This is a genomic window from uncultured Citricoccus sp., from assembly GCF_937871995.1.
Classification (GTDB): domain Bacteria; phylum Actinomycetota; class Actinomycetes; order Actinomycetales; family Micrococcaceae; genus Citricoccus.
Genome location: NZ_CALMQR010000133.1, coordinates 43,675 through 66,270, shown reverse-complemented (window position 1 = coordinate 66,270; position 22,596 = coordinate 43,675). Strand labels below are relative to the sequence as shown.

Annotated in this window: 20 protein-coding genes and 1 tRNA gene; 4 read left to right on the top strand and 17 right to left on the bottom strand. The window is 71.8% G+C overall.

The features are described 5' to 3' along the window. Positions 1-3: 3 nt before the first annotated feature. The 12 genes from tatC to Q0283_RS15615 all read right to left on the bottom strand — a co-directional run bounded on the left by tatC (position 4) and on the right by Q0283_RS15615 (position 13,114). The gene (tatC, locus tag Q0283_RS15670; RefSeq protein WP_255459431.1) at positions 4-861 is read right to left on the bottom strand and encodes a twin-arginine translocase subunit TatC; all 858 of its coding nucleotides are present in this window, start codon (positions 859-861) and stop codon (positions 4-6) included. 18 nt (positions 862-879) lie between these two features. Next, positions 880-1,158 carry a Sec-independent protein translocase subunit TatA gene (gene tatA, locus Q0283_RS15665; RefSeq protein WP_298045480.1) on the bottom strand — a complete coding sequence of 93 codons (279 nt, stop codon included), beginning with the start codon at positions 1,156-1,158 and terminating at the stop codon, positions 880-882. A 31-nt stretch (positions 1,159-1,189) separates the two neighbouring features. Further along, entirely contained in the window at positions 1,190-3,259 is a 2,070-nt protein-coding gene (locus Q0283_RS15660) for a YafY family protein (RefSeq protein ID WP_183525989.1), read from the bottom strand. An 8-nt stretch (positions 3,260-3,267) separates the two neighbouring features. Then, positions 3,268-3,663 (bottom strand): FKBP-type peptidyl-prolyl cis-trans isomerase, encoded by a 396-nt coding sequence (locus Q0283_RS15655; RefSeq protein WP_010142700.1) that lies wholly within the window; start codon positions 3,661-3,663, stop codon positions 3,268-3,270. A gap of 82 nt (positions 3,664-3,745) precedes the next feature. After that, positions 3,746-4,789: an FKBP-type peptidyl-prolyl cis-trans isomerase gene (locus tag Q0283_RS15650; protein ID WP_298045477.1), complete on the bottom strand. Its 1,044-nt coding sequence runs from the start codon at positions 4,787-4,789 to the stop codon at positions 3,746-3,748. 91 nt (positions 4,790-4,880) lie between these two features. Then, a complete protein-coding gene (gene pafA, locus Q0283_RS15645; protein ID WP_298045475.1) occupies positions 4,881-6,350 on the bottom strand; it encodes a Pup--protein ligase in 1,470 nt (489 codons plus the stop codon). Between the two features lie 6 nt (positions 6,351-6,356). Continuing rightward, positions 6,357-6,548: a ubiquitin-like protein Pup gene (locus tag Q0283_RS15640; RefSeq protein WP_298045474.1), complete on the bottom strand. Its 192-nt coding sequence runs from the start codon at positions 6,546-6,548 to the stop codon at positions 6,357-6,359. Positions 6,549-6,580: 32 nt separating this feature from the next. After that, the gene (dop, locus tag Q0283_RS15635; protein WP_298045472.1) at positions 6,581-8,266 is read right to left on the bottom strand and encodes a depupylase/deamidase Dop; all 1,686 of its coding nucleotides are present in this window, start codon (positions 8,264-8,266) and stop codon (positions 6,581-6,583) included. A gap of 5 nt (positions 8,267-8,271) precedes the next feature. Next, on the bottom strand, positions 8,272-10,014 hold the full coding sequence (gene arc, locus Q0283_RS15630) for a proteasome ATPase (protein WP_298045470.1): 1,743 nt from the start codon (positions 10,012-10,014) through the stop codon (positions 8,272-8,274). Positions 10,015-10,099: 85 nt separating this feature from the next. Then, positions 10,100-11,158: a tRNA (adenine-N1)-methyltransferase gene (locus tag Q0283_RS15625; protein ID WP_010142693.1), complete on the bottom strand. Its 1,059-nt coding sequence runs from the start codon at positions 11,156-11,158 to the stop codon at positions 10,100-10,102. Between the two features lie 40 nt (positions 11,159-11,198). After that, positions 11,199-12,350: a site-2 protease family protein gene (locus tag Q0283_RS15620; protein WP_183525970.1), complete on the bottom strand. Its 1,152-nt coding sequence runs from the start codon at positions 12,348-12,350 to the stop codon at positions 11,199-11,201. Next, entirely contained in the window at positions 12,347-13,114 is a 768-nt protein-coding gene (locus Q0283_RS15615) for an HAD family phosphatase (RefSeq protein WP_298045468.1), read from the bottom strand. The genes Q0283_RS15620 and Q0283_RS15615 overlap by 4 nt, the downstream gene beginning before the upstream one ends. Before the next feature lie 86 nt (positions 13,115-13,200). Here Q0283_RS15615 and Q0283_RS15610 point away from each other — a divergent pair, with 86 nt between their 5' ends. Together Q0283_RS15610 and Q0283_RS15605 are read left to right on the top strand one after the other, a co-directional pair. Beyond that, positions 13,201-14,097: a PAC2 family protein gene (locus Q0283_RS15610; RefSeq protein WP_010142690.1), complete on the top strand. Its 897-nt coding sequence runs from the start codon at positions 13,201-13,203 to the stop codon at positions 14,095-14,097. A gap of 378 nt (positions 14,098-14,475) precedes the next feature. Beyond that, a complete protein-coding gene (locus tag Q0283_RS15605; RefSeq protein WP_183525966.1) occupies positions 14,476-16,896 on the top strand; it encodes a beta-glucosidase in 2,421 nt (806 codons plus the stop codon). Here Q0283_RS15605 and mshC read toward each other — a convergent pair. The 3 genes from mshC to Q0283_RS15590 form a co-directional block, all read right to left on the bottom strand. Beyond that, positions 16,893-18,170: a cysteine--1-D-myo-inosityl 2-amino-2-deoxy-alpha-D-glucopyranoside ligase gene (gene mshC, locus Q0283_RS15600; RefSeq protein WP_183525963.1), complete on the bottom strand. Its 1,278-nt coding sequence runs from the start codon at positions 18,168-18,170 to the stop codon at positions 16,893-16,895. The two genes, Q0283_RS15605 and mshC, sit on opposite strands and share 4 nt — an antisense overlap. 64 nt (positions 18,171-18,234) lie before the next feature. After that, positions 18,235-19,068 (bottom strand): undecaprenyl-diphosphate phosphatase, encoded by an 834-nt coding sequence (locus Q0283_RS15595; protein WP_183525961.1) that lies wholly within the window; start codon positions 19,066-19,068, stop codon positions 18,235-18,237. A gap of 112 nt (positions 19,069-19,180) precedes the next feature. Further along, positions 19,181-19,447 (bottom strand): hypothetical protein, encoded by a 267-nt coding sequence (locus tag Q0283_RS15590; protein ID WP_183525958.1) that lies wholly within the window; start codon positions 19,445-19,447, stop codon positions 19,181-19,183. Between the two features lie 84 nt (positions 19,448-19,531). Here Q0283_RS15590 and Q0283_RS15585 point away from each other — a divergent pair, with 84 nt between their 5' ends. Continuing rightward, positions 19,532-19,768 (top strand): DUF5703 family protein, encoded by a 237-nt coding sequence (locus Q0283_RS15585; protein WP_010142684.1) that lies wholly within the window; start codon positions 19,532-19,534, stop codon positions 19,766-19,768. Positions 19,769-19,777: 9 nt separating this feature from the next. Here the strand turns inward: Q0283_RS15585 and Q0283_RS15580 are convergent, their stop codons facing one another. Both Q0283_RS15580 and Q0283_RS15575 read right to left on the bottom strand, forming a co-directional pair. Continuing rightward, a complete protein-coding gene (locus Q0283_RS15580; protein WP_183525955.1) occupies positions 19,778-20,950 on the bottom strand; it encodes an acyl-CoA dehydrogenase family protein in 1,173 nt (390 codons plus the stop codon). An 88-nt stretch (positions 20,951-21,038) separates the two neighbouring features. After that, on the bottom strand, positions 21,039-22,376 hold the full coding sequence (locus tag Q0283_RS15575; RefSeq protein WP_298045463.1) for a M20/M25/M40 family metallo-hydrolase: 1,338 nt from the start codon (positions 22,374-22,376) through the stop codon (positions 21,039-21,041). 113 nt (positions 22,377-22,489) lie between these two features. On the opposite strand from Q0283_RS15575, the gene Q0283_RS15570 reads away from it, so the two are divergent. Next, a tRNA-Leu gene (locus Q0283_RS15570) sits at positions 22,490-22,573 on the top strand. The last annotated feature ends 23 nt before the right edge of the window (positions 22,574-22,596 follow it).

Here is a 22,596-nt window from a genome sequence, read left to right as displayed (position 1 = left end):
GGGTCAGAGGTCGCGCAGCGGCGTGGGCCCGGTGCCGAGGTAGTCCTCGTTGGCCTGCTCGAGCCGCGCCGTGCGCCGGGCCCGGCGCCGGTCGTTGATCAGGCAGATGACGATGGCCACGCCGAAGAGCAGCACCAGGGGGATGGCCAGGTAGAACATGGTCATCGCGTCGGACCCCGGCGCGGCCAGGGCGGCGATCAGGGCGATGACGAAGACCGTGATGCGCCAGTGCTTGAGGATCTGCCGCCCGGGCAGCACCCCGAGCATGTTCAGGCCGACCAGCACGACGGGCAGCACCAGGGCCACCCCGAAGGCGAGGAACAGCCGCAGCACGAACGGGATGTACACGTCCGCGGTGATGACGTTCGCCGTGCCCTCCGGGGACAGGCCCACGAAGAACTGGACGGCCTCCGGGAGCACGAGCCAGCCCAGCCCGACGCCGAGGACGAACAGCGGGACGGCCGCGGCGATGAAGCCCAGCGCGTAGCGCTTCTCCTTCTTCTTCAGCCCGGGGACCACGAAGGCCCAGAGCTGGTAGAGCCAGACGGGGCTGGAGATGACCACGCCCACGAAGAGCGCGACCTGCAGCATGATGTCGAAGGGCTGGCCCACGGCGCTGAAGGCCACGGTCACGATCCGCCCCTCGTCCGAGAGCCGGTGGACCGGGTCGATCAGGGCCGAGAAGAACGGCTGGTAGATGATGAACCCGACGATGGCGCCGAGCAAGAGCCCGATGCCGGCGATGATCAGCCGGTTGCGCAGTTCCCTCAGGTGGTCCTTGAGGGGCATCTGCCCGTCGGGGTTCTTCCTCCGGGACACGCGGACGCGCCGGGAGCGGCCGGCCTCGGAAGCGGTCGACATGGAGTGCGGACCGCCCGCCTACTTCTGGTCGTCGGAACCGGTGGTGCGGCGGTCGCCGGCGCGCGGGGCGTCGGCCTGGCCACCGTCGACGATGCGGCCCTCGACCGGGGCGGAGCCGTCCTGGCCCGTGCTCCTGCCGTGTCCGTCGTCGTCCTTCATCTGCTTGACCTCGGACTTGAAGATCCGCATGGACTGCCCGAGGTTGCGGGCCATTGCGGGCAGCTTGGGTGCTGCGAACAACAGCAGCACCAGGGCGATGATGATGACGAGCTGCCATCCCTGGAGTCCGGCGAACATGAGGACGTCCTTTCGATTGAACGGTTCGAGTCTACGGCACGGGGCTGGGCGGGGACGCCTCGGGCACGTCATAACCGGCCCTGGCCTCCGCGAGCCAGCCGGTCACCGCGTCGACGAGTGATGCCGGTGACAGCACGCGGAATTCACCCCCGTGCCGGGCGGCCTGGGCGCGCGCGTAGTCCGCGGAGGTGAGACGAACCTCGGCCACCACGGACCCGTCCGCCAGCGTGGCCGTGCGCTCGGGGCGGAACCCGTCGGCCAGGTCCCGGATCCGGTGGGCGAAGAGCACGTGGGCGGTGCTCTCGGCGCCGTGCGGGGAGAACAGCGGCCCGTCCAGGGCCACCTGCCGCCCGGCGTGGATCTCCCCGGTCTCCTCGATCTCCCCGATCCGGTCGAGCCGGAAGTTGCGCAGCCCCTCCTGGTGCCGGCACCACGCCTGGAGGTAGCCGTGCCCGCCCTCGGTGGTGATCCGCAGGGGCTCGACCTCGCGCCGGCTCTGCTCGTCCCGCCCGGCGGCGTGGTACGTGATGGTCAGCACCCGGCGCTCCCGCACCGCGGCGTGCAGTCGCCCCGCCACCTCGGCGTAGGGGCCGAAGTCGAACCGGGCGTTGATGCCGTCCGCCGCGCGCTCCACCTCGGGGCCGGACGCGGCCACGATCTTGGCCAGCGCCGTCCGCGCGGCGTCACGCTCCTCCTCGGACAGTCCGGGGATGCCCGCGGAGGCGCGCAGCCCGACGAGCAGGGCAGCGGCCTCCGGGATGCTCAGCCGCAGCGGACCGGACAGGTCCTCCGCCTGGCTGATGCGTATCCGCCCGTCCTGGTCCTCGACCTCGAATTGCTCGCCGGCGAAGTACCGCTCGGGCATCCCGCAGAACTGGAGCTCCTGGAGGATCCTCTCCAGTTCCGCGTCGGTGACGTCGAGCCGCTCCGCCAGCTCGGTGCGGGGCATGGCCCCACGCTGGTTGATCAGCCCGATGACGTCCACCATGGTCGCGACCCTGTCCCGGTCACTGCGGCGGTTGCGGCGGCGTCGCGGTTCGGCCAGCTCATAGGGCGGGACGGGCAGCCGGTGGGCCGCCAGGGCACCGTCCAGCAGGCGCACGACGGCGTCGCGCACCGTGGCCGAGGTTGCCGGCACCCGCGCGGTGGGTCCGGCCGCGGCGACGGAGCCGGCCAGTTCGGCCGGGCGGGTGTATCCCAGGGTCACCCGGTCCCAGCCGTCAGGGGTGGTCCCCCGGGGCTCGGCGCCCAGGCGCAGCCCGACCGCCCGGCCGGGGCGCAGCTCCAGGTCCACCGTGGCCGGTTCCCGTTCACCGGAGACGAGGTCGCGCACGGCCTGCAGGTCGAAGCCCGCGGGGCGCCCGGGAGCCGGGCGTCCGCCGTCCGTGGCCGGGCGGGGTTCGGACTCCATGCGCGTGAGCCGGAACGTCCGCTGGGCCTGACGGTCGAGGTCCCAGCCGACGAGGTACCAGACGCCCGTGGGGTTGGTCAGGGCCCAGGCCCGCACGGTACGCCGGTGCGCCTCCGGCGCACCGGCGGTGCGGTAGTCGAAGGCGATGACGGACTGGCCCCGGACCGCATCGGCCAGGGCAGTGAGGGTGCGGTCGGCACCGGCCAGCCGGGCCCCGAAGGCCTCGTGGTCGGAGGTGGAGGTGGCCGCCACCCAGTCCTCCCCCGCATCGAGCCTGCCGAGCGCGCGGACCACGGCGCGGTCGACGTCGGAGCCCTGCCACGCCGAGCGGGCCCTGACCAGGGCGAGGCGCTCGGCGTTGGTGAAGTCGACGTGCGGCAGGTACATCTGCCCGGGGTCGATGCGGTAGCGCACCTCGTCGGCACGTTCCGCACCCTCCCAGTTCCCGGTCTCCTGGACCTCGTGGGCCCTGAGGGGCACCCCGATGTCCTTCAGGACCTCCTTGTCCCGGGTGAACATCTTCTCGAAGGCCTGCTCCGAGGTCGCGGCGGCATAACCGTCCACGTAGCGGCGCAGGGCGTCCTTCGTGACACCGCGGCGTTCATGGGCGAGCAGCAGCCACAGCACGGAGACGATGCGCTCCGTGGCCGGGGGCTGGAAGGCCGGATCCGGGGACGAGGGTGCGCTCACGCCGGGGATCAGCGGACGTCGACGAGGTCCACGACGAAGATGAGGGTCTCCCCGGGGCCGATCTCCGCACCGGCGCCGTTGTCCCCGTAGGCCAGGTGCGGCGGGATCTCCAGCCGGCGGCGTCCCCCGGGCTTCATGCCCAGCAGCCCGTCGTCCCAGCCCTTGATGACCTGGCCGACGCCCACCGTGAAGGGCAGCGGCTGTCCGCGGTTCCAGGAGGCGTCGAACTCGGCGCCGGTGGACCAGGCGACCCCGACGTAGTGGCACTCGACGTTGTCCCCGGCCTGCACGGCGGGACCGGAGCCCTCGATCAGGTCCTCGATGACGAGGTCCTCCGGTGGGGTCTCCCCCGGGAATTCGATCTCGGGGCGGGAACGGTCATAGTTGCGCTGTCCGAAGGACATGGGTGGGGTTCCTTCCAGGTGAGGGGGAGGTGCGCCAGCCCATCCTACTGAAGACTCGGCAGGGGGCCGGCCGGACCCGGGACTACTCCGAGGCGGACGGGGAGGGCTCGGCGGAGGCCCCCTCCGTGGACTCGCCGGTACCGCCCTGGGGCTGTTCGGCCGGCTGGGCCGGGGGCATGGCGTGGATGATGTCGACGACGAAGACCAGGGTCTCCTTGGACAGCTCGTGCTCGGAGCCGCCGTAACCCTTCGCCGGCGGCACGACGAGCAGGACCTGGGAACCGACCTTCTGGCCCTGCAGGCCCTCGGTCCATCCCTCGATCACGCCCGTCAGCTGGAAGCCGGAGAGCTCGTCCCGGGACCAGGAGGAGTCGAACTCCTCACCGTCGGACCACTTGATGCCCTTGTACTGGACGGTGACGTAGTCCTGGGCTCCCACCTCGGCACCATCTCCCTGGATGAGCGGCTGGACCACCAGGTCCTGGGGAGCCTTGCCCTCGGGCTTGGCGATGGTGGGCTCACCGGACTCCTCGTCCAGCGTCACCGCGGGCAGCTTCGGGTCGACGTCCCCGACGGACTCCCCGGTGGCGCGGGCCGGGCTCGCCCCGGCGATCTGGAAGACCATGAGCTGGTCACTGGCGCCCTGGCCCTGCTGCCCCGCGGGCATGAAGAAGGCGACCTGCGCACCGACCCGGTTCTGGTCGATCATGTTGTACAGGACCTCGTTCGCCTGCTTCAGCCCCTCCGTGAGGTGGACCGCCTCCGAGCCCTGGGTGAAGTTGTCCGCGGTGACCTCGCCCGTGGCAGGGTCCACCACGGCGGTCTGGACCATGGCGACGTCCCCCGGCTCGATCTCCTCGCCGTCCCCGTCCTTCAGGACGCGGGAGGAGACCTGGTCGGTCTCGATCTCCCCGTCCACGGTGACCTCCGGGCTCCCGTCCTCGGCGACCGAGAGCGAGACCGGCTTGAGGGCCTCCTTGTCTCCGGCGCCGCGCGCCTCCGGTTCGGCGCAGCCGGCCAGCAGCAGCGCCCCGGCCAGGGCGATCCCCAGGGGCGCGGCCGCCCGGAGACGGCGCGGGGACCGGGTCAGGGAGCGGGGTGCGGAACGGGGGGCGGTACCAGTCATGGGATCCTTCGGTAGTGCCAGCGGGCCCGCGGCGCGGTCGGCGCCGGGGAACCCTCTCCGGGGTGGGACCCGGACACTCTACTGTGCCACGTCACACTGGATGGATGCTGGACGCATCGCCGTCCCGGTGTCCCTCGGCCGGGGCGTGGTCCGGTGACGGGATGGACCGCAGCAGTTCGTCCAGCCGCTCGGACGAGGTCTGGAACGGGTCCTTGGTGGTGACGGTCAGCAGGGGCCGGTCGGAGAGTTTCAGGTGCGTCCAGTCCACCGCATAGGGCTGCCCGGACTCGCGGGCCGCCTGGATGAACCGCCCCCGCAGTGCGGCGCGGGTCGTGGCCGGTGGGGTGTCGACCGCCTGCCGGACGGCGTCGTCGTCCAGGAAACGGGCCGCCGCCCCGCGGGACTGCAGCAGCGTGAACAGGCCCCGCCCGGGGGTGATGTCGTGATAGGACAGGTCCAGCTGGGCCAGCCGGGCGGAGTCCCAGTCGAGCCCGTGCCGGTCGGCGTAGCGGGTCAGGAACCGCTGCTTGATCGCCCAGTCGATCTCGGTGTCGATGCCCGCGGGGTCCTGGCGTTCCACGGCGTCCAGGGCCCGTTCCCACAGGTCGAGCACGGCGTCGAGGCGGTCGTGGTGGGCCCCGTGCCGCTCGACGAACGCGGTGGCCTGCTCCAGGTAGTGCCGTTGCAGCTGCAGCGCGGACCGGCGCTGTCCCGAGCGCAGGGACAGCTCGGCGGTGCCGGTGAGGTCGTGCGAGACCTGGCGGATCGCCAGGATGGGGTTCTCCAGCTGGTGGTCGCCCAGGGGCGTGCCGGCCTCGATCATCCGCAGCATCAGGTCCGTGGCGCCGAACCGGACCAGTTGGGTGGTCTCGGACATGTTCGAGTCCCCCACGATCACGTGCAGGCGCCGGTACTCCGCGGCGTCCGCGTGCGGTTCATCGCGCGTGTTGATGATCGGCCTCGAACGGGTGGTGGCCGAGGAGATGCCCTCCATGACGTGGTCGGCACGCTGCGAGAAGGCGAAGTGCGCGCCGTCCGGCCGGTCCCGGTCCAGGGTGCCCGGGTCGGTGTCCCCGGTCCGCGGCGCCACCACCTTCCCGGCCCCGGCGTACAGCTGCCGGGTGATGAGGAAGGGGATCAGGGCCTCGGACAGGCGGCGGAACTCGGTGCGCCGGTTCAGCAGGTAGTTCTCATGGGAGCCGTAGGAGTTTCCGGCGGAGTCGGCGTTGTTCTTGTACAGGTAGATGGTGCCCGTGAATCCGTCCGCGGCCATCCGTTCCGTGGCCTGGTCGATGAGCTGCTGCATCATCACCTCGCCGGCCTTGTCCACCGCGACGAGTTCGTCCAGGGTGGAGCACTCGGCGGTCGCGTACTCCGGGTGGGAGCCCACGTCCAGGTAGAGCCGGGACCCGTTGGAGACGAAGACGTTCGAGGACCGTCCCCACTCGACGACGGGGCGGAAGAGGTAGCGGGCCACCTCCTCCGGGGTCAGCGGACGGGCTCCCGGGTGGGAGTAGTGCACGCCGAACTCGGTCTCGACGCCATAGATCCTGCGGTCCATGGGCGGTTACTGCCCGCCCTTCTGGACGAAGCCTTTGACGAACTCCTCGGCATTGGTCTCCAGCACCGAGTCGATCTCGTCCAGCAGGCTGTCCAGGTCGGTGGTGCCGGCCTGTGCGGAGCCGCCCGCGGGGGCCGGTTCCGGCGCCGGAACGTCCTCCTCGCGCTCGGACCTCGATCCGCTGTACTGCTGTGACATCGTGCCTCCTGCGTCTGTCGGGTGCCCCCAGCCTACGCCCGCGGGTCCGCCTGGGCGCCGGACAGGGCCGCCAGCAGGCGGTCGAAGGACCCGGGTGCGGCGCCGTCGTCGTACACCCCGGCCATCTGCTGTGCCGTGGCCGAGAGCGGCTCGCGCTGGTGGAAGCGGTACAGGCGGCCCTCGCCGTCCCGGCGCAGCAGCAGGGTGTCCCAGCTGGCGCCCACGACGTGCTGGCCGAAGACGCCCACCGTCCGGCCCCTCGCCCACGCACGGGTGTCCGCCGGCGGGGTGTGCACGGCCCGCTGCACCGTCTCCTCCGGCACCAGGGTGCGCATCGAGCCCCGGCGGACCAGGGCGGCGTGCAGCCCCTTGTCCGGCCGCAGGTCGGCGTACTGCAGGTCCAGCATGCCGATGCGCGGATCGTCCCAGCCCACCCCGTGGCGCTGGCGGTAGCCCGAGAGCAGCTGGTACTTGGCCACCCAGTCCAGCCGGTCGGCCAGCGCGGCCGGATCCGAGCGGAGCAGCTCGAGGGTCTCCCCCCAGGCCTGCAGGACGTCCAGCGTGGCCGGGTCGGTCATTCCGAACCGCTCCACGTGCGCGGCGGCGGCGTCCCGGTACAGGTCCATCAGGTCCACGCCCGTGAGCCGGCGGCCGTCGACCAGCCCGACCGTGGTGCCCAGGGTGGGGTCGTGGCTGATCGACTGCAGGGCCTCGACGGGGTCCCGCAGCTCGAGCACCGGGCACGTGCCCAGTTCGATCATGGACAGCACGAGTGCGGTCATCCCGCACCGCAGCCACGTGGCGTACTGCGACAGGTTGGCGTCCCCGATGATCACGTGCAGCCGCCGGTACCGTTCCTGGTCCGCGTGGGGTTCGTCGCGGGTGTTGACGATCGGCCGGCGGATCGTGGTCTCCAGGCCGACCTGTTCCTCGAAGAAGTCCGCCCGCTGGCTGATCTGGAAGCCCGGCGTGCGGCCGGTCGTCCCGATCCCCACCCGGCCCGCCCCGCAGACCACCTGACGGGCCGCGAAGAACGGGAGGAGCCGGGCCGCGAGTTCATCGAAGTCCAGGGCGCGGGTCACGAGGTAGTTCTCGTGCGCGCCGTAGGAGACGGACTTGTTGTCCGTGTTGTTCTTGTACAGCAGCACCTGGGGCTCGCCCGGGGCCTGGGCGATCCGCCGGGAGGCCGCGAGGGCCACCCGGTCCCCCGCCTGGTCCCAGACCATGGCGTCCAGCGGGTTCGTGGTCTCCGGCGCGGAGTACTCGGGGTGGGCGTGGTCCACGTAGAACCGGGCGCCGTTGGGCAGCACGAGGTTCATGACCAGGTGCACGGGGTTGCCGTCGTCGTCCGTCAGCGGCCGGTCGGTCAGCTGGGTGGGGTGGGCGGCCGAGCGGGGCAGCTGCCAGCCGCGGGCGTCCACCAGCGGGGACTCCTCCCCGTAGTCCCATTCGGTCCCGGCCACGGCGCCCCCCTCGGCCGTGACCACGTCCGCGTAGGCGTTCACCACCTCGGTGGAGAGCACGGTGTGCCCCGCCCCGGGGTTGTCGGGGGCGTGCACGCCGAACTCGGTCTCCATGCCCATCACCCGGTGCACGCCCCAGCCGGCGGTGTCCCGACCGGCCGGCAGGACGGCGTCGTCCGGGACCAGCCCGCGCTGGCCGCGCCACGCGGGCGCGACGCCGGACGGTCCCCCCGGGCGTCCGGGTGCGGGCGGCACGTGGCTCACTCCGTCGCCCCCGGGGACCGGCCGTCACCGTGGTCCTCGGCGGAGGGCAACCGGTCGCGCACCAGCATCCGCAGGGAGGCCACGCGGCCGCCGCGGTGCCCGGCGATCCGGGCCCACTCCTCCGGGGAGGCGTTGTTCGGCAGGTCCTCCTGCTCGGCGAACTCCTCCTGGACGGCCTGCAGGAGGTGACCGGTGGTCAGGCCCTTGGCGGTCTCGTCCCGGCCGGCGGCGAGGTAGTCCTTGATGGCGTGCTTCTTGGCACGGTCCACGATCGACGAGATCACGGCCCCGGAGGCGAAGTCGCCGAAGTGCAGGGTGCGGGTGCTGCCGTCCACGTAGGTGACCTCCACGTACTCGGTCTCCGGTCCGCGGCCGTAGAGGTGTGCCGTGACGGCCTCGATCATGGCGTCGACAGCGGCCTGGCGCCCCCCGGTGCGCTGGATCTCGCTGGCGTGCAGGGGCAGCCGGGTGGTGAGGTACTTGCTGAAGATGTCCGCCGCACCGGTGGCGTCGGGCCGGGAGACGTGGATCTTCACGTCCAGCCGGCCGGGCCGCAGGATCGCCGGGTCCAGCATGTCCTCGCGGTTGGAGGCACCGATGACGATCACGTTGTCGAGGCGTTCGACGCCGTCGATCTCGGCCAGCAGCTGCGGGACGATGGTGGTCTCCACGTCCGAGGAGATCCCGGAGCCGCGGGTGCGGAACAGGGACTCCATCTCGTCGAAGAACACCACCACCGGATAGCCGTCGGAGGCCTTCTCCCGGGCGCGGGCGAAGATGGTGCGGATGTGCCGTTCGGTCTCGCCCACGTACTTGTTCAGCAGCTCGGGGCCCTTGATGTTGAGGAAGTAGGACCGCGCCTCCTCCGTGGACCGCGCCGCCAGCGAGGAGGCGACGGCCTTGGCGATCAGGGTCTTGCCGGTGCCGGGCGGGCCGTAGAGCAGGATGCCCTTGGGCGCCTTGAGGCCGTGCTCGCGGTACAGGCCCGGGTGCAGGAAGGGCAGCTCGATCGAGTCGCGGATCTGCTCGATCTGCTCGCCGAGACCGCCGATGTCCTCGTAGCTGACGTCGGGCACCTCCTCGAGGACCACGTCCTGGACCTCGGTGAGCGGGACCAGGTCCAGGGCGTACCCGGTGCGCGCGTCCAGGGTGACGGCGTCGCCGACCCGGACCCGCTCCGCGACCAGGCGTTCGGCCCGGCGGACCACGCGTTCCTCGTCGCCGCGGCCGACGACCACCAGCAGCCCCCCGTCCAGGGTCTCCTTGACCCGCACGAGCTCGCCGGTGCGCTCCCCCTCCACGACGGCCACGATCACGAGGGAGTCGTTGAGCAGCACGTCGCAGCCCTGGGTGATCCTGGCCTCGTCCAGCAGGGGCGAGACCGCCACCCGGATGCGGCGGCCGTTGTGCAGCACGTCCACCCCGCCCTGGACCGTCGCGGCGATCTCGACGCCCTCGACGGCCTCACGGGCCGGGTGCACCTGCAGGACGGTCGCGAAGCTGAACGGCGCCTCCCCGTCCATCTCCAGGGCCTTCTTCAGCACGGTGATCTCGTCGCGGGTGGTCTCCAGCAGGTCGACCATGCGGCGGTTGTTCCGCGAGGCCGTCTCCAGCTGGTACTCCAGCGTCCGGTTCTTCTCCACCAGGGTGGCCGAGCGGCGCTTGGCGGCGTCCAGCTGGCTGGCCAGGGCGGGGTCCACCGCGCTCTCGGCGCCGGTGCCGGGCAGGGAATCGCTCACGAGTGCCTTTCCGGTCGAGGGGCTAGGGCGGGTGCCCCGTCGGCCTTGCCCGTCCATCCTAGGCGCGACGGGCCGGGCTCGTCCCTCAGAGGTCCTCGAGGTGGCGCAGCGCTCCGCGCTGTTCCATGGAGGCGGCCTCCTTGGCGGCCTTCCGGGCCTTCTTGTCCGTCACCGGTCGCTCCCCCAGGGCCTGGGGGGTCCAGCGGGACTCGTCGGCCGGCTGCCAGGCCTCGATGTCCTCGGCGGAGAACTCGGAGACCTTTGACCGCTTCTTCAGCTGCAGGGCCTCCTCGCCCGAGGCCAGCCGCCGGCAGGTGATCAGGAACCCGGTGTGGGCCACCATCCGGTGGTCGGGGCGCACGGCCAGGCCGTCCAGGTGCCAGCCCCGCACCATCGTCTCGGAGGCCTCGGTCTGGGTGAACCGGCCGTCCGCCCGGATGGCCTCGGCGACCCGGGACAGCTGGGTGGCGGTGGCCACGTAGTTGAGCCACACCCCGCCGGGGGTCAGCACGGTGGCCACCGCGTCCAGGCACTCCCACGGGGCCAGCATGTCCAGCACCACGCGGTCCACGCTGCCCGGGGCGTGCACGCGGGTCATCTCCTCCTGGGCATCGCCCAGGTGGATCTGCCACGCCGGGTGCTCGCCGCCGAAGAACGTCTGGACGTTGGCGCGGGCCACGTCCGCGAACTCGGGGCGCCGTTCGTAGGAGTGCAGTTCGCCGAGGTCACCGACGGCCCGCAGCAGGGAGATCGACAGCCCGCCCGAACCGACGCCGGCCTCCACCACCCGCGCACCGGGGAAGATGTCGGCCATCTGGACGATCTGGCCGGCGTCCTTGGGGTACACCACCGTGGCCCCGCGGGGCATGGACAGCACGAAGTCGCTCAGCAGCGGCCGCAGCACCTGGTAGTCGTGGCCCGCGGAGTTCTGCACCACCACCCCGTCGGGGCCGCCGAGCAGGTCGTCGTGGCGCAGCACCCCCTGGTAGCTGTGGAACTGGCCGCCGGGGGTGAGCGTGATGGTGTTCAGCCGCCCCTTGGCGTCCTTGAGCTGGACCCGCTGTCCGGGCCGGAGCGGGCCGCGGCGCTCGGAGGCGCCGGTCGGTCCGGGCCGGGCGGTGGACGGGCTGGTGGAGTCGGTCATGCGTTGCGGGTCTTCCTGGTGGAGGGGTGTGGCCGGTGTCTCAGCGCGTGCGGCCCGTGGTCAGCCACGCGACGACGTCGGGCTGGCGCAGGACGCCGCACACCGTGCCGTCGGGAGCCAGTACAGCGTATTCGGCCCCGTCCACCGCGGCGAGCCGGTCCACGAGGGGACGGCCGGCGTCGGTGGCGCGCACGATGGCTCCCGGCGCCAGCGCCCGCGCCACGGCCGCGGCGGGTACGACGGGCGCCTCGGTGTCCCGGACCGAGGCCAGGGCCGGCTCGTCGACGACGGCCTCCGGCACTCCCGCGGGCGAGACGAGGACCGCGCGGGCACCGGCCGGACGGTCCAGGACCTCGGCCACGGTGACGGTGGCCGGCAGGCCGACGGCCGGGTGCATGAGCTGGGCCGCGGTCAGGGTGGGAACCCGCAGTCTCAGCTGCGCCCCGCGGATCGCCTCCGTGGCACCGGTCCACAGGAAGTAGCCGACCATCACGAGGATGACGATCAGGGGGATGTCCGCCTGCCTGCCCTGCAGCAACGGCACCACCACGACGGCGACCACCAGGGCCGCCACGATGACCCGGCCGGCCCAGCCGGCGGCGATGGTGCCGCGGTCCTGGTCGCCGGTGATCGCCCACACGGCGGACTCGACGATGCGCCCGCCGTCCAGCGGCAGCCCCGGCAGGGCGTTGAAGATCGCCACCAGCCAGTTCGCGTAGGTGAAGATGCCCAGCAGCAGGCTCGCGACGCCGTCCGGCTGCCACGTGGCCATCAGGAGCTGGCCGGCCAGGGCCAGCACCACGTTGGCCGCCGGTCCGGCCAGGGCCGTGACGAGGGACTTGCCCGGGCTGGCCTGGAAGGCCCCGAACTGGGTGTGCCCGCCCCACAGGTTCAGCACGATCTCCGTGGTGGGCCAGCGGAACAGGCGGGCACTGCCGGCGTGGGCGAGCTCGTGGGCCAGGACGGAGAACAGCAGCAGGACGGCGTAGAGGAACGCGATCCCGTAGGCTCCCCAGCCCAGCTCGGGGAAGAGCCGGGCGACCTGCGGACCGAACAGCAGCACGACGAACAGGGCGATGAGCGACCAGCTCCAGGACAGGTAGACCGGGACGCCGAGCAGTCGTCCCAGCCGGAGCATGCCGCTGCGCTGCGGACCGGTGTCCGCACCGGCGGCCCGGGCGGGCCCGGTCACGGGGTGCTTCCGTGCGGGCCGCCGGCCACGGGTGCCAGGGGCCGGTCCGGACCGCCGGCCATCTGGCGGGCCACGCGTCCCAGGTCCGCCGGGAGGCGTCCGGCCAGCGAGGTCCAGTGCTCCCAGCGGGGATCGGCCGGCAGGGGCATCACGTGCGGCACGGCCACGACCGGCAGTCCCGCCGCGGCGGCGGACTCCAGGCCGGGCAACGAGTCTTCGATCGCCACGCACCGCGGTCGCTGCAGCCCGTCCACCCGGCGGGCCATGACGTCGAAGGCCGTGGCGTACGGCTCCGGGTGGGGCTTGCCGCGCAGCACCATGTCTCCGGTGACCAGGAACTCGAAGGACCCCGCGGGCATGGCCGCGGCGACGACGCCGGCCAGCGGCGCGTGGGACATGGTCACCAGGGCGCTGGGCACGCCCGCCGCGCGCAGTGCGGCGAGCAGCTCGCGGGCGCCCGGACGCCAGGGGACGGAGCGCTTGATGCCGTCGATGACATCGCCCATGGTGTGGCCGATGATCTCCTCCACGCCGAGGCGCACCCCGGCCTGCTGCAGCAACCGGGCGCCGTGGTCGAGTGCCTGGCCCACCAGCGACTGCGCGAGGGCGTGCGTCCAGGTGCCGCCGGCGTCCTTCACGAGGCGCCGCTGGCTCTCGTTCCACAGGGGCTCGGTGTCCACGATGGTGCCGTCCATGTCCCAGAACACGGCGGCGGGCATCGCGTCTGGACGGCGCCGGCCTGCGGCCTCATCAGGGGTGGACATGGCCTCCAGTCTACGGGGGCGCACGGCAGCGGGGCGGCAGGCTCACGTCTGGCACGGCCCTGACGCACGGGTCTAGGGTGGCTGTCATGGCGCAGGACGAGAAGAAGGACGACAGGAACCACCCCCGCGGGCTTCCCGACCACCTGGCCGGGTCCGTCTCCGGGCGTCGGCCGGTGATCCTCGTCGCCGCCTTCGAGGGCTGGAACGACGCCGGCGAGGCCGCCACCGACGCGATCGAGTTGCTGCGGCGACAGCTCGGCGCCTCGTCCGCCGGCTCCCTGACCGACGGGGACTACTACGACTACCAGTTCACTCGTCCCACCGTGGTGCGCGACGCCGACGGCCTCGGCACGCTGTCCTGGCCGCAGACCCGCATGTACCGCGCCACGACCGGGCCGGACGGCGTCGACCTGCTGCTGGTCAGCGGGGCCGAGCCCAGCTACCGCTGGCAGGCGTTCACCGCGGAGCTGCTGACCCACGCGGCCGAGCAGAACGTGGACGCGGTGGTGATGCTCGGGGCACTGCTGGCGGACGTGCCCCACACGCGGCCGCTGCCGGCCTCGCCGTCCAGCGCCGATCCCGAATTGCGTGAACTGCTCGGTGCGCGGCGCCCCACGTACGAGGGACCCACCGGAATCGTCGGGGTCATCACGGACACCGCCGCGCGGGCGGGCCTGCCGACGGTCTCGGTGTGGGCCACCGTCCCGCACTACGTCTCGCAGGCCCCCTCGCCGAAGGCCGAGCTGGCGCTGCTGCGCCGGCTGGAGGACATTCTCCAGCTCACCATCGACCTCAAGCCGCTCGCCGAGGACGCCCAGGCCTGGGAACGCGGGGTCAACGAGCTGGCCGGTGAGGACCCGGACGTGGCCGCCTACGTGGAGCAGCTCGAACGGGCACGTGACACCGAGGACCTTCCGGAGGCCACGGGCGAGGCGATCGCCCGGGAGTTCGAGCGGTACCTGCGCCGGCGGCGCCAGGACTGATCCCGCCGCAGGGCTGGCGGGTCGGCAGCCACCGGCGGTAGGGTTCCGGCGAGGACCGGAACACGCCATCGGCATCCTCCCGGTCACGGGTCCGATCCTCGCGCAGGCCGGTGTCGATGCCGTCTCAGGGGCAGTCGTCCAGGTGCATCGACGAGAAGGGCTCACCCATCATCGCAGCGCGCTGACGCGCTGTCGGTTCTCGAGGGCGGAACACCTCTCCAGACCGAGAACCATCCCCCAGCCGACCCGGGACCTCGGCCTCACCCCCTCCCGTCACCGGCATCTCCCGGGCCTCCATTTCTGCCCTCGTCCCGCCCCGCGGTCACACCCGCAGCGGACCAGGGCACATCCGGCGACCGGTGGTCGTCAAGGAGCTGCATGACAGTGAAGACCTCAACGGCACGACGGACGATCCTGGGCGCTACGGCGCTCGTCAGCGCGGCGGTCCTGACGACCGGCGGCGGCCTGGCGGCCCCGCCCGCCATCACGGACAGGCCCTGGCTGGACCCCCGGCGCACGGCCCAGGACCGCACGGAGGCGTTGCTGGACGCGATGACGCTGGACCAGAAGATCCAGCAGATCGCCGTCTCGCGCTTCAACGAGAACGACACGGGTGATCCGGTGGTCATCAACCGGAGCGGGAACAATGCCTACCAGAACGGCGTCTTCCCGCCCCAGGGCACCCTGCCGGGCTGTGAGTGGCAGGACACGGGGCGGCAGATCCGCGGCATCGACGAACTGGGGATCCCGACCGTCCGGATGACCAATGGCGGCACGGGCGTCAAGGGCGGCTCGTGCGGCAACGACCCGCAGGCCACGGGCCTTCCCTCCACCCTCGCCCTGGCGGCGACCTTCGACCGCGGCCTCAACCTCGAGGCCGGGCGCATCCTGGGCGAGGAGACCAAGGCGTTCGCCCACCAGGTCATGCTCGGCCCGGGCATGAACCTGGTGCGCCACCCCTACGGGGGCCGGAACTACGAGTACTTCAGCGAGGACCCGTACCTCACGGGCAGCCTCGCGACCGAACAGGTCAGGGGCATCCAGGGCGAGGGCGTCCAGGCCCAGGTGAAGCACCTGGCCGGCAACGAGCAGGAGACCGAGCGGTGGACCATGGGCGTCCAGGTCCCCGCACAGGCCATGAACGAGCTCTACATGATGCCGTTCGAGATGACCGTGCAGGACGCCGACCCGGCGTCCGTGATGTGCTCGTTCCCGGACGTCAACGGCACCTACGCCTGTGACAGTCCCGAGCTGCTCCAGGACGCGTTGCGGGACGACTGGGACTTCGACGGCTGGGTCATGAGCGACCGGAGGGCGATCCATGACACCGCCGCCGCGGTCACGGCCGGGACGGGCGTCGAACTCGACTGGGCGCCGCAGTACTACACCCCGGCGAGGGTCAAGGCCGCCATCGACGCCGGGGCGGTCACCGAGGCCGACATCGACGAGCTGCTCCGGCCGCGGTACGTGGAGATGATCGGGTACGGCCACATGGACGAGCCCTATGACCGTTTCCGGCCGGAGATCGTGGACCTGGACGCCAACGGCGCCAGCGCCCGGCGGATGGCCGAGTCCGGTGCCGTGCTGCTGAAGAACGAGGACGGGTTCCTGCCGCTGGACGGCGAGACCACCTCGATCGCCCTGATCGGGGTGGAGTGGTTCGCCGGTGAGGCGAAGCTGTCCCCCCGGTCCGTCCGGGACAACAACGAGAATGTGGAGACGGCCTACACGGTGACCCCCCAGGAGGGCCTGGAGAACGTCATCACCGACCTCGGTCATGACACCCGCGTCACCTACGACGACGGCCGGGACCCGCAGGCGGCCGCCGAGCTGGCCGCGGCGTCCGACGTGGTGCTGCTGATGATCGGCGACAACCCCCACGAGACCGTGGACCGGCAGACCCTCGGCTTCCCCCCGATCGACCTCGACCCCTCCCGGGACGGTGAGGACTGGGTGGAGCAGGAACCGCTGATCGAGGCCGTCCTGGACGCCAACGCCGAGAACACGGCCGTGGTGCTCAAGACCTCCGGGACGGTCATCATGCCCTGGCTGGACGACGTCCCCGCCGTCCTGGAGGCCTGGTTCCCGGGCATGGAGGACGGCAACGCGGTGGCCGGCCTGCTCTACGGCGAGGTCAACCCCTCCGGCAAGCTCCCGATGACGTTCGGGACCACCGAACGGGAGGCGGCCTTCGCCACGCGGGAACAGTACCCCGGGACCCGCCAGGACACCGGGAAGCCCGGCGGCCCGGGTCCCTACGGTGACGGTTCCGACCAGTTGATCGCCCGGTACACCGAGGGCCTGGAGATGGGCTACCGCTGGTACGAGGCCCATGACGAGGAACCGGTGTTCGCCTTCGGCCACGGGCTGTCCTACACGTCGTTCGCCTACGACGGGCTCCGGGTGGGCCCCGTGAACGGCAACGGCGGCCTGGACGTCTCCTTCACGGTCACGAACACCGGCGAGGTGACCGGCGCGGAGGCCGCCCAGGTCTACCTGACCCTGCCGGACGAGGCCGGTCAGCCCGCGAAGCGCCTGGTCGGCTTCGAGAAGGTCACCCTCCGGCCGGGTGAGCGGACGCAGGTCTCGGTGCGGATCGGCGTGGCCGACTCCAACCACCCCTTCTCCTACTTCGCGCCCACCGACCCCGAGTTCCTCGAGAACTGGGCCGACGGCGCATGGACCACGCCCGACGGCCGCTACCGGGTCCATGTGGGCGGGTCCTCGGCGGACACCCCGCTGGAGCAGGGCGTGACACTGAGGTTCCCGGACCCGGCTGCGGGCGGCGGGGGAGCCTAGAGCTGGATCCCGAGCAGGGAGGTGACGACGGTCCGCACGTCCGGGGTCGCCGGCCCCGGGGCAGGGGCGGAACCGACCGTGCCGCGGGCGGCGGCACGGTCGGCCCAGGCGTCGAGTTCCGCCAGGGCCGCGGGCGCGTCGAGGTCTTGCGAGAGGCAGCGGTGCATCGCGGTCAGTACGGACACCCCGTCGCCGGACTCCTCGGCGGTCAGCGCCCGCCGCCACTGGGACAGGCGTTCGGTGGAGCGGCTCAGCTGGTCATCGGTCCACTCCCAGTCGCTGCGGTAGTGGTTGGCCAGCAGGGCTGTCCGGATGGCGGCCGCCTCCGCACCGTAACGGAGCAGCTCGGAGACCAGGACGAGGTTGCCGAGGGACTTCGACATCTTCTCCCCGTCCAGTCCGACCATCCCGGCGTGGACGAAGGCCTGCGCCAGCGGCTTGCCGTCTCCGGCCGTGGCGTGGGCGGCACTGAACTCGTGATGGGGGAAGCGCAGGTCAGACCCTCCGCCCTGGACCGTGAACGGGACCGGCAGCAGGCGCCGGGCGATCGCCGAGCACTCGATGTGCCAGCCCGGCCGGCCGGATCCCAGGGACCCGCCGTCCCAGGTCGGTTCGCCTGGCCGGGCCACCCGCCAGAGCAGCGGATCGAGCGGATGGCGCTTGCCGGGCCGGTCGGGGTCTCCGCCGCGTTCCGGGAACACCCGTTCCATCTCGGCGGCGTCCAGCCGGCCCACGCTGCCCAGCGTCCAGTGCGTGGCACTCTCGGCGGCCTCGATCGAGAAGTAGACGTCACCATCGGGGTCTGGGCCCGTGCCCGGCACGGTGTAGGCGGTCCCGTTGGCCACGAGCGCCTCGACGGCGCCCACCACCCAGTCCACGGTCTCGGTGGCCCCCACGTAGTGGTCGGGGGCCAGCACGTTGAGCGCCTCCATGTCCGAACGGAACAGCTCGGTCTGGCTGGCGGCGAGCTCGCGCCAGTCCACGCCGGTGGCCTCGGCACGCTCCAGCAGCGGGTCGTCCACGTCGGTGACGTTCTGCACGTAGGTCACCGGCAGGCCGCAGGCGCGCCAGTACCGGTTCAGCAGGTCGAAGGCCACGTAGGTGTTCGCGTGGCCCAGGTGGGTGGCGTCGTAGGGGGTGATGCCGCAGACGTACAGGGAGGCCTCGGCGAGGTTCCCGGGGTGGCGCTGCGACTGCGCGGCGGTGTCGTGGATCTTCAACCGGTCGGGCTGGACGGGCAGCAGTGCCGGCAGCGGCGTGTTCCAGGATTCCATGTGGGGCTCGGTGTTCCTCAGCTTCTCGGGGTTCAGGACAGGCTCTTCGGACGGTGGGTGGCGGTCAGGCGCTGATGACACCCAGGCCGAGCAGGATGTACAGCATCACGCCCAGGCCGATGCGGTACCAGACGAAGGGCTTGAACGAGTTGGTGGAGATGAAGCGCATGAGCCAGCCGATGACGACGTAGCCCACCACGAAGGCGACGACCGTCGCAACCAACGTCTCCCCCATTCCGTAGGCGCCCTGCTGGCCCGGTTCGGCGAGGGCCTTGAACAGCTTGTAGAACCCGGAGGCGAACACCGCCGGCACCGCCAGCAGGAAGGCGTAACGGGTGGCGGCCTCGCGGGTGTACCCCAGCGCCAGGCCCATGGTGATGGTCCCGCCCGACCGGGAGACCCCCGGGATCAGGGCCATCATCTGGGCGAGTCCGTAGAGGATGCCGTCGCGCACGGTCAGCTTCTCCAGCGGCTTGACCTGGCGGCCCAGGGAGTCGGCCACGGCCAGCAGCAGGCCGAAGACGATCAGGGTGGTGGCCACGATCCACAGCGAGCGGAACGAGGTGTCGATGTAGTCCTCGAAGAGCAGTCCGGCGAGGCCGATCGGGATGGAGCCGATGATGATCAGCCAGCCCATGCGGGCGTCGGGATCGTTGCGGGGCACGGAGCCGGTGAGGGAGCGAAACCACCGGGAGATGATCCGGACGATGTCCTTCCAGAAGAAGATCAGCACGGCCAGCTCGGTGCCGATCTGCGTGATGGCGGTGAACGCGGCGCCCGGGTCTGCGGCCCCCGGCAGGAACTCCCCGACGATCCTCAGGTGGGCGGAGGAGGAGATGGGGAGGAATTCCGTCAGTCCCTGGACCAGCCCCAGGATGATCGCTTCTAACCAGTTCACATCAGAGAACCCTACGGCACCACCGGGTCCTGACCGGGCCCGCGACCCTGCCGTGGCGTCGCGGCGTGGGGAAGATCATCCCCCGGGACGAGGGGCCCGGCGGTCCGGTCGATCAGTCGATGGGCTCGAGGTCGTCCTCGTCCTCCAGCGCGTCGTCGCTGTCGTCGTCGTCTTCGTCATCGTCGTAGACGTCCAGCGGCGTGAACTCACCGGTCGCCGCATAGAGCGCGTCCTCGTACGCCTCGAAGGCGTCCGCCACACTGAAGAACGCCGCCTCGACCGCGGGATCGTCATCGTCACGCTTGCCGGTCGCGGCCGCCAGATGCTCTTGGAATGCGGAAACCAGGGCCTCCAGGGCCACGCGCGGATCGATGCTCATGGCCCCCACGGTAGCCGCTCGCTCGAGGTCTGGCATAGGGTTTTCACGTCTGGGGCCCCATGTGTCGGAACCGGGAGGAGAACCATGCAGGAACGCGAGCTGACCAGCGGACTGGACTCGATCAGCCGGCGGAACAACTGGGAGTACCTCGTGATGACGGTCGCCCCCCGGGACTCGCTCGCCGAGGCCCGGCGCCGGGTGGTGGAGCACGCCGAGTACGGCAAGTGGGAACTGCAGCGCACGATCCTCTACCGCGGCGGCACCCGCCGGTACTGGATGCGGCGGCGGATCATCCGGGTGCAGTCCACGCTGCCGGCCTGACCTGCTCCCCTACTCCAGCGGGCCGAGCATGAAGTTCGCCAGCGTGGTGTGCGCGGACTCGTCGTCCGAGGGATGGAAGACCCCGGCCATGACATCACGGTAGATCCGGGACAGTTCGTTGCCGCGATGATAGGACGCCCCACCGGAGGCCTCGAGGGCGAAGTCCGCCTGGGCCTTCGCCGTGCGGACGGCCAGGGTCTTGGCGGCCACGAGGCGGGGGAACCACTCCGCGCCCAGGTCCGCGCCGGCGTCGAGGTCAGCGGCGACCGAGCGCAGCTGGGCGTCCACCGCGAGCTGGCGCAGTGACGCCTCCGCGGTCTTGTAGCGCAGCACCGGATCCTGCGACAGGGCCTGACCCGTGACCTTCGAGGTGCGCCGGCCCAGGTTCTGCACGGCCAGCTCGACCGCCCGGTCCCCGATCCCGGTGTAGACGGCGGCCACCAGGGTGAGGAAGGAGGCGAAGATGCCGAACGTCAGCGGGTCCGCGTTCGGGCCGGTGGGGATGTGCCGCACGATCCGCTCGGCCGGGACCGGCGCCCCCTCGAGGCGAGTGGTGTGCGAGTGGGTGGCCCGCATGCCGAGCATGTCCCAGGCGGATGCGTCGGCGCTCCAGCCCGGTGCGGTGCGGTCGAGGAAGCCGAAGACCAGCTGCTCGCCGTCCGGGGTCTTGCCGAAGACCCCCAGCCGGGTCCAGGCCGGGGACAGGGTGGTGAAGATCTTGGTCCCCGTGAAGCGGTAGGACCCGTCGCCCACGGGCTCGGCGACCGTGTCGGAGTCGAACAGCACGGCGTCGTTGCCCGCCTCGGAGATGCCGAAGGCGAAGACCTCCCCGGCGGCCGACTCGCGATGGACGAACGACAACGAGTCGTCACCCCGGCGGGCCAGGACGGACGCCACGCCGTTCCAGATCTGGTGCATGTTCACGGCCAGCGCCGTGGCCGGGGAGTGCATGGCCAGGACCCGCTGGGCGGCGACGACGGTCGCGAGGTCCCAGCCCAGTCCGCCCGCGCCGGTGGGCGCCAGCGCGCCGAGGTATCCGGCGGCGGCCAGTGCCCGGAGGTCCTCGTGCGGGAAGGCGTTGGCCTCGTCGAAACCGGCGGCCCGGTCACGGATGCCGGCCAGCAGGTCCGCGGTCAGCACCGTCCCGACGGCGGCGAGCTGGGGATGGGAGGGGGCGGGCATGGGTGATCCTTCCGTCGGGACAGGGGGTGGGGTTCACGCCGGGGCCGGAGCCGGGCGGCGCCCAGCGGCGGCCGGCGGACACGGCGGGTCAGCGCGGTTCGAGCATGCGGGCCAGGACCCGGCACCCGAAGACCAGGGACTGGACGGGGACACGCTCGTCGATGCCGTGGAACAGGCCGGTGAAGTCGAGGTCGGCCGGCAGCTGCAAGGGGGCGAATCCGTAACCGGCGATCCCGAGCCGGGACAGCGACTTGTTGTCGGTCCCCCCGGACATCATGAACGGCAGCACCGGGGCACCGGGGTCCTCGGCCTGGATGCACCGCACCATCAGGTCGACGAGGTCTCCGGAGAAGGGCACCTCCAGCGAGATGTCCCGGTGCTCGTGGGCGAAGTCGACGCCGTCTCCGGCCAGTTCGCGCAGCACGTCCATGACCTCCTCCTCCTGGCCCGGCAGGAAGCGCACGTCCAGGGTGGCCTCGGCGCGTCCCGGGATCACGTTGTGCTTGTACCCGGCCGTGAGTCCGGTCGGATTGGAGCTGTTCCGCAGGGTCGAGCCCACGAACCGGGCCGCGGTGCCCAGGGCGTCCAGCTGCGCGGTGGGGTCGGTCTCGTCGAACTCCACGCCACAGATCTCCGCGACCTGTTCGAGCAGGGCCCGCGTGGTCTTCGTGTACTGCAGGGGCCACTCGTGGTGCCCGATCCGGTGCACGGCCCCGGAGAGCCGGGTGACCGCGTTGTCCGGATGGACCCCGGACCCGTGTCCTGGGGCTCCGCTGGCGGTGAGGTTCAGCCAGGCCAGTCCCTTCTCCGCGGTCTGGAGCAGGTAGGCGCGCTGGCCCCGGATCTCCGTGGAGAACCCGCCGACCTCGCTGACGGCCTCCGTGGCACCGGCGAAGAGTTCCGGGTGGTGGTCCACCAGCCAGCGGGCACCGTACACGCCGCCGGCCTCCTCGTCGGCGAAGAACGCGACCACGAGGTCACGACGGGGCCGGCGGCCGGAACGGTGCAGCTCACCCAGGACGGTGAGGATCATCGCGTCCATGCCCTTCATGTCCACGGCCCCCCGGCCCCAGATCATGCCGTCCCTGAGCTCGGCGGCGAACGGGTCCACGCTCCACTCGGAGGCCTCGGCGGGGACCACGTCCAGGTGCCCGTGGAGTACGAGGGCCGGGGCCTGGCGGTCCCAGCCGGCCACGCGCCCCACGACGGAGGCCCGGCCGGGGGCGGACTCGAAGACCCGGGGCTCCATGCCGGCGTCGCGCATCAGCGCCGCACAGTACTCGGCCGCCTCCGGCTCGCCGCGGGAGACGTTGCCGCCGTGGTTGGAGGTGTCGATCCGGATCAGGTCCCGGCAGATGCGGACCACCTCGTCGTGGTAGGCGGAGTCCTGCGGGAGGCCGGGGCCGGGAAGGGGCGCGGAGGTCATGGGAACCACCCTATCGACGCCCGCCGCCCCCTGCCGTCCCGGGCGGTGGTCAACGGCACCTCCTGGGACGTGCTAGGATATTCAACGCTGCCTTTCGAGGTGGCAGACAGTGCGCGCGAGTGGCGGAATTGGCAGACGCGCAGCGTTGAGGTCGCTGTGCCCGAAAGGGCGTGGGGGTTCAAGTCCCCCCTCGCGCACTGAACACCCCGGTCACCACCGG

What these genes read in the sequence shown, in the direction of transcription:
- Q0283_RS15625 (WP_010142693.1), bottom strand. Translation starts at nt 11,158, where the DNA reads ATGACCGACTCCACCAGCCCGTCCACCGCCCGGCCCGGACCGACCGGC.
- Q0283_RS15605 (WP_183525966.1), top strand. Translation starts at nt 14,476, where the DNA reads ATGACAGTGAAGACCTCAACGGCACGACGGACGATCCTGGGCGCTACG.
- Q0283_RS15615 (WP_298045468.1), bottom strand. Translation starts at nt 13,114, where the DNA reads ATGTCCACCCCTGATGAGGCCGCAGGCCGGCGCCGTCCAGACGCGATG.
- pafA (WP_298045475.1), bottom strand. Translation starts at nt 6,350, where the DNA reads ATGGACCGCAGGATCTATGGCGTCGAGACCGAGTTCGGCGTGCACTAC.
- Q0283_RS15640 (WP_298045474.1), bottom strand. Translation starts at nt 6,548, where the DNA reads ATGTCACAGCAGTACAGCGGATCGAGGTCCGAGCGCGAGGAGGACGTT.
- Q0283_RS15650 (WP_298045477.1), bottom strand. Translation starts at nt 4,789, where the DNA reads ATGACTGGTACCGCCCCCCGTTCCGCACCCCGCTCCCTGACCCGGTCC.
- mshC (WP_183525963.1), bottom strand. Translation starts at nt 18,170, where the DNA reads ATGGAATCCTGGAACACGCCGCTGCCGGCACTGCTGCCCGTCCAGCCC.
- Q0283_RS15575 (WP_298045463.1), bottom strand. Translation starts at nt 22,376, where the DNA reads ATGACCTCCGCGCCCCTTCCCGGCCCCGGCCTCCCGCAGGACTCCGCC.
- Q0283_RS15610 (WP_010142690.1), top strand. Translation starts at nt 13,201, where the DNA reads ATGGCGCAGGACGAGAAGAAGGACGACAGGAACCACCCCCGCGGGCTT.
- Q0283_RS15585 (WP_010142684.1), top strand. Translation starts at nt 19,532, where the DNA reads ATGCAGGAACGCGAGCTGACCAGCGGACTGGACTCGATCAGCCGGCGG.
- Q0283_RS15590 (WP_183525958.1), bottom strand. Translation starts at nt 19,447, where the DNA reads ATGAGCATCGATCCGCGCGTGGCCCTGGAGGCCCTGGTTTCCGCATTC.
- tatA (WP_298045480.1), bottom strand. Translation starts at nt 1,158, where the DNA reads ATGTTCGCCGGACTCCAGGGATGGCAGCTCGTCATCATCATCGCCCTG.
- Q0283_RS15580 (WP_183525955.1), bottom strand. Translation starts at nt 20,950, where the DNA reads ATGCCCGCCCCCTCCCATCCCCAGCTCGCCGCCGTCGGGACGGTGCTG.
- Q0283_RS15655 (WP_010142700.1), bottom strand. Translation starts at nt 3,663, where the DNA reads ATGTCCTTCGGACAGCGCAACTATGACCGTTCCCGCCCCGAGATCGAA.
- tatC (WP_255459431.1), bottom strand. Translation starts at nt 861, where the DNA reads ATGTCGACCGCTTCCGAGGCCGGCCGCTCCCGGCGCGTCCGCGTGTCC.